Raw genomic sequence first — 5,366 nt, 5'->3', positions numbered from 1 at the left:
TTTTGAAAATCCGGATTTGCCATAATGCAATTGGCGGTAATTTTTGCCGGTAGACCATCACTCCCTTTGTATTTACCTACTACTTCAAACAAATTGGTTAAATCACTTTCGCTTTCTAAAGCATCCACTTTATAAACACTGTTTGCAATGTCTAAACCTTTCTTTTGAAATGCCTTTAAAGCCTCTTTAGATGGGGTGCGAATTGCTCCCCAATCGTCGGATTCAATAATGACCAACTTTGCAGAGAGCTTTTGCCCTTTCCAATTAATTTTAGTAGCTGAGAGATATGATTTTATACTTTGCTTCAATGCAATTCTATTGCCTATTTAGTGTTTTGCAGTTAGAATATCTCCAAGTTCCGTACTTGTTTTAAATTCAATATCCGGCCATTTTTTTAGTATTGACTCGAGTAAATAGCCTAGGGCATTTAACCCATTTGTTCTGTTTAGCGAATTCAATCTTCCAATATAGTTTACCCGATGCGAACTAATAACTGCCGGTTTTTTCCAGCGAAACGCAATTTCGATATCTTTTAAACAACTTGCAATCCAATCCTTTCCTTCTTGACCCGGTTCAAAGAAACAATTTCTGGTAATATAGTGTTGCCCAACAGCATTTTTTTGCCCCAGCCAATGGTATTTTTTTTGGGTATTCCCATCGCCTAAAACTTCTAATTGAATTTTAGATGCAGACATGTATTCAATACCTTTTTTTGCTGCAATTGCTTCTAATGAGTTATTAAAAGGACCGTTTGGTGGGACAAAAAAACGTGCTTTATACCCGAAGAGTTGCTCAAATAACTCCAACCCACTTTCAATCACCTCCTTTTGAATGACTAAATCTTCTACCCATTCTAAATCAAAAGCTGCTTGGTAACTTATTCCTAGTGGATGTTTATTGGTGAAACCCCACATGTTCTCCTCAAATGCCATTAATGCTTCTTGATTATCATTTTGTAGTTCACGCATCCAAGTAGCTACATTTAAATGTTCTCTGCCGTGAAACTGCGGTATAAAAAGTTTCTCTTTGATGCCCTCCTGCCACAGCTGAAAAACGCCTTCGCAACCATACTTTTCTAAAGTTATCGGCAACGGCTCCCAATAATATTCTTTAAACTGATGCTTCTTAATTTTTTCAAAATTGGGATTTGCCACTAAGGAAACTGCTGTAAAAACAGGATGATTATTTTTATAATCTGTAAAAGACCGCAACAAACTATATAGTTCCTTGAAGTCTTCAGCAGTAGCTAGAGAATCGTTTTGATTGTATCTTTTAGAATCTCCGGAGTCCATGTCTAAACCTTTGGACTTTAATTTTTCATACACTTCCAGCGAAGGCATGCGTATACTCCCCCAATCATCGCTCTCTATGACCACAATTTTCCGAGCCATCCGTGCACCCGGCAAGTTTGAAATATTTCTGACAAGGGTCGTTTTTAAACTCATTTAATTAAATCAATAACAGGCGTTCCAATTTTAACAAAAACCGCAAAAATAGGATTTGATAAAATCGTATCAACAGTTAACGTATCAAAAGATATCCGAATGGATACGATTATATAAAAAAGCAAAAGTGGTGTTAAATACACCATCCATTTACTATATATTTTTGTAGTGTAACGCACATAAAACAAATAAATTAATGCCAATGAGAAAAGCTGGGCAATGATCAAAAATCGACCACCCGAGGGTATGATTGATATAAAATTAGATATCGACAAAAATAATAGCGTAAAACCAAATAAATTAGAAAAAGCTTGATTGGTTTTAAATGTAACTAAATTTGAAAAATAAATGATACTTATCATGACCACAATGAACCACGTTAAACTTTGAGACAAATAGGTAATGTACCATACTGCTTCTTCTACTTCCGAAAGCCCTTCTATATACTCTTCACCAACATATGTATTCACTTTAGGCAGTAAAAAATCCGGTGCATTGTTTTCTAAAAGTGTTCGAAAAACCTCAATGTTAAGTGTTGATATAAAAAAACTTGCGATAAACAACAGATACAACACCCGCCAAGGCAATTTTACAATCAAAAACACTGCTAATAATCCAACCGGGAATAGAAATGAAAAGTGTACAAGAATACTCGTTGCTGCTATTACCAACCCTTTTTTTTGATCATGAAATAAATACAAAAATGATCCATAAAAAAAAATATGAGCAGCGGTCCACATACGTAAACCATTTAATGCCCAAAAACCGAGAATACATGCAAACGTAAAAATCAAAATCCACTGGTATCGGTTCATCTGTGGTTCTGAATTAAGAGCCAATAACAACCAAATATTTCGCGAATAAAAATACCCGTAAATCAGACCAAATATTGCAAATAAAAGATGGGTGTTCTCTGAATAAAGAGCAACTAAATAGGTGATTAGTGGCTGATACAAATCTAATGAGGCACCCTCCTCATCGTAAAAAGAATCTGTAAAAGTATCCCAATTCAGTTGCGACTTATGTAATACCTTTAATTTATCTGCATACCTACTTGAATCAAAGCCTTCCGGATTATACATGGTAAAACCATAAAATGCAACAAAGAGCATGATACAGTTTTTCGCCCATTCCTGTTTGTAGTGCTTAAAACCCTGCACACATGCGATGAAAGGTGAAATAAAAAATAAAAGTAGAAAGTTCTTCAACCTAGTCTTTTACAATCAAATTTAAAAAATCGTGCACCACACGTTCGATTCTATACTGTTCGGGATTTTCAATATTTATCGCATGGACATAATTACCATGTAAAAATTCCATAATTATCTCTTTCTTTAAATCACCAAATTTGATGGATAGTATAGGCTTTTTAATAATAAAATAATCAATCAATTTGCTGGGTGTTTGAGCGGTTCCTACGTTTTCAAAATTTACTACAAAGTCCATTTTGCTCATTTCATATAATAAAGCAGAGCGTTCCAATACCGGCTTTAGTAGGATTCTACCTTTGGAAGTATTTACAAAAGGTTCTACCAATTGCGGTGTTTTGGTGTACACATGGAATTCAAATGCAATGGATTCGTCCAACGAATTTAAAAAATGCAGCAACTCGGACGGATCTCTTCTGCCCGGAATAAACATTCCTCCATATCCAAAGATTACTTTGTTGGTGGTTTTTGGTCCAATATATAATGCTACGTCTTCAAAACGAAAACCCTGTGGTATCACCCTGATTTTGTCGTGAAATTGCGGATAATACCCTTTTATCGAAGCAGCTGTTGGAACGGTAATAAAATCGGCTTTCCGACAGAAATTTTTCTCCAACCATCCAAAATAAAAGGGCGGTTTAAAGGTATCGTTTTCCTGACCCATATACGGATCTCCGCAATCGGCTACCCACACTTTTGCAATGGATTTTTTTGCACTTTGTGCCGAAGCGACACCCCAATGAATGGGATAGGGTACTGCAATAGAAATCATCAAATCATAGCCGCTTTCTCCTTTTAATGCTTTTTTAACCATTGGAATCAGTTGAATCATTGGATATTCCAATAACAGGGCACTGAATCGGGTAAGTATTCTCCAAAACAAACGAACCACTCCTGTTCCTTTTACGCTAGGTGCAGGCCAGGTTAATTGACCCAAATCCTTCAATTGTATCCCGTGCGAATCACAAAATTCTTCCGTTCCGTCTCTCCGATGGGTGATAACTTTTACGGCATGGCATTGTCGCACCAATTCTTTCGCCAACTCTGTTGCTCTGTGCGAACGGGGGGAATTCTCGGGATAGAAAGCATTGGAAACAATTAGAATTTTTTTCATTTTTTTAAGGTGCTGAGGTACTAAGGCACTAAGGATCTAAGGTTCTAAGGTAAGTAGCTGTTGTACAATGCGTTCAGCGGCGTGACCGTCCCATTTTTCGGGGATGCTGCCTTTTTTCCAATCGCCGGCAAATAGTTTTTCCAGGGCGGGTTTGATGGCGTTTGGGTTGGTACCGAGCAATTCGTTGGTGCCAATACTAATGGTTTCCGGCCGTTCGGTGTTGTCTCGTAAAGTCATGCAAGGTATTCCCATAACGGTTGTTTCTTCGGTAATTCCGCCGGAATCGGTGATGACTGCCAACGCATTTTCCACCAAATAATTAAACTCTAAATAGCCCAGCGGTTCAATGACTTTTAAATTAGGACTCTCTATTCCCAAAGCCAGCAGTACTTTGGCGGTTCGGGGATGTATCGGAAACAGGATGGGTAATCCATTAACATTCTGAATAATTTCGTTCAATATATTTTTTAAATTTTGTCCTTCGTCTACATTTGCCGGCCGATGCAATGTTAAAACAAAATACTTTTGAGTTTGCAAATGCATGGATTCCCAAAACTCAGGTTTTTTAAAATGTTTGCGTTGACGATGCAGTGTATCAATCATCACGTTACCAACAAAGAAAATGCGGTCTTGAGGTATCCCTAAATGCAGCAGATTCTCACCCGCCCAAAGGGTAGTGGTAAAAAAATAATCAGTGATACTATCCGTTACCATTCGGTTGATTTCTTCCGGCATGGTCAAATCAAACGAACGTATGCCTGCTTCTACGTGAGCCACTTTGGTATGCATTTTTTTTGCTACGATACTGCAAGCCATGGTGCTCGTTACATCGCCTACGACCAAAACAATAGCTGCCGGATGGGCTGCCAGCTCTTTTTCAAAAGCCATCATGATTGCTGCGGTTTGTTCAGCTTGTGTGCCGCCTCCACATTCCAAATTCACATCCGGATGCGGGATGTTGAGTTCCTTGAAAAAAGTGGTACTCATTTTCTCATCATAATGCTGACCTGTATGCACCAAACGATAGGAAATGGCACTCCCGGATTGCTGCTCCCCTTGCAATGCATGAATAATAGGAGCAATTTTCATGAAGTTGGGTCGTGCACCGGCTATTATACTTATTTTCATTTATTATTAAAAAGTTCAACTAAAATTAATTTTGATTAGCTATTCTGTGCGATCCATACAGTGCCGTACAAACTAAAATTGGTGCCAAAAATCTCTTTAACTGCTTTTTGAATTCCGGGATGCTCATCACTGAAGTCATGACCTGAAATTACAGGTATGCCTATCTTTTTAGCCCATTTAATATCCTCAACAACTGACGCATAACTATGATCAGCATCAATAAAAATCATTGAAGGCCTAACCCCACTATATTGCTGGTAGAAAAGTGAAGCATCAGAATTAACTAAAATTGTACTTCTATGCTCAATAATATACTTTAGAGTTCTTTCAGTAAAAAGTTTATGCATACTTGGTGAAAGTCCAAATGGGTTCCACTTAAAATTATCAACAGTGATAATTTTGATTTCTGGTTGGGCAATAGAAGCAATTAAAATAGTTGTATGCCCAAACAACGTACCTATTTCAACAATT

Annotated in this window: 5 protein-coding genes and 1 pseudogene; all 6 read right to left on the bottom strand. The window is 37.5% G+C overall.

All coding sequences use genetic code 11. The features are described 5' to 3' along the window. Positions 1 to 308: pseudogene (locus ACIQ2S_RS10830) on the bottom strand (hypothetical protein); the annotation flags it as partial. Between the two features lie 18 nt (positions 309 to 326). Next, positions 327 to 1,391 carry a polysaccharide (de)acetylase gene (locus tag ACIQ2S_RS10825; protein WP_396175851.1) on the bottom strand — a complete coding sequence of 355 codons (1,065 nt, stop codon included), beginning with the start codon at positions 1,389 to 1,391 and terminating at the stop codon, positions 327 to 329. A 50-nt stretch (positions 1,392 to 1,441) separates the two neighbouring features. Next, positions 1,442 to 2,557, bottom strand: coding sequence for a hypothetical protein (locus ACIQ2S_RS10820; protein ID WP_396175849.1), 1,116 nt, complete (start codon positions 2,555 to 2,557; stop codon positions 1,442 to 1,444). Between the two features lie 97 nt (positions 2,558 to 2,654). Continuing rightward, on the bottom strand, positions 2,655 to 3,767 hold the full coding sequence (locus ACIQ2S_RS10815; RefSeq protein ID WP_396175847.1) for a glycosyltransferase: 1,113 nt from the start codon (positions 3,765 to 3,767) through the stop codon (positions 2,655 to 2,657). Positions 3,768 to 3,803: 36 nt separating this feature from the next. Continuing rightward, positions 3,804 to 4,895, bottom strand: a complete 1,092-nt coding sequence (gene wecB / locus ACIQ2S_RS10810) for a non-hydrolyzing UDP-N-acetylglucosamine 2-epimerase (RefSeq protein WP_396175845.1) — start codon at positions 4,893 to 4,895, stop codon at positions 3,804 to 3,806. A gap of 35 nt (positions 4,896 to 4,930) precedes the next feature. Then, the coding region (locus tag ACIQ2S_RS10805; protein WP_396175843.1) for a class I SAM-dependent methyltransferase at positions 4,931 to 5,366 on the bottom strand (436 nt) is incomplete at its 5' end.

This window comes from Flavobacterium sp., from assembly GCF_044371705.1.
Classification (GTDB): Bacteria; Bacteroidota; Bacteroidia; order Flavobacteriales; family Flavobacteriaceae; genus Flavobacterium.
Note: the sequence above shows the minus strand (reverse complement) of the source record. Positions and strands in the feature narration are given on the sequence as shown.

Excerpts from the sequence above, each read along its gene's own strand:
- ACIQ2S_RS10815 (WP_396175847.1), bottom strand. The coding sequence starts at position 3,767 with ATGAAAAAAATTCTAATTGTTTCCAATGCTTTCTATCCCGAGAATTCC.
- wecB (WP_396175845.1), bottom strand. The coding sequence starts at position 4,895 with ATGAAAATAAGTATAATAGCCGGTGCACGACCCAACTTCATGAAAATT.
- ACIQ2S_RS10820 (WP_396175849.1), bottom strand. The coding sequence starts at position 2,557 with ATGCTCTTTGTTGCATTTTATGGTTTTACCATGTATAATCCGGAAGGC.
- ACIQ2S_RS10825 (WP_396175851.1), bottom strand. The coding sequence starts at position 1,391 with ATGGCTCGGAAAATTGTGGTCATAGAGAGCGATGATTGGGGGAGTATA.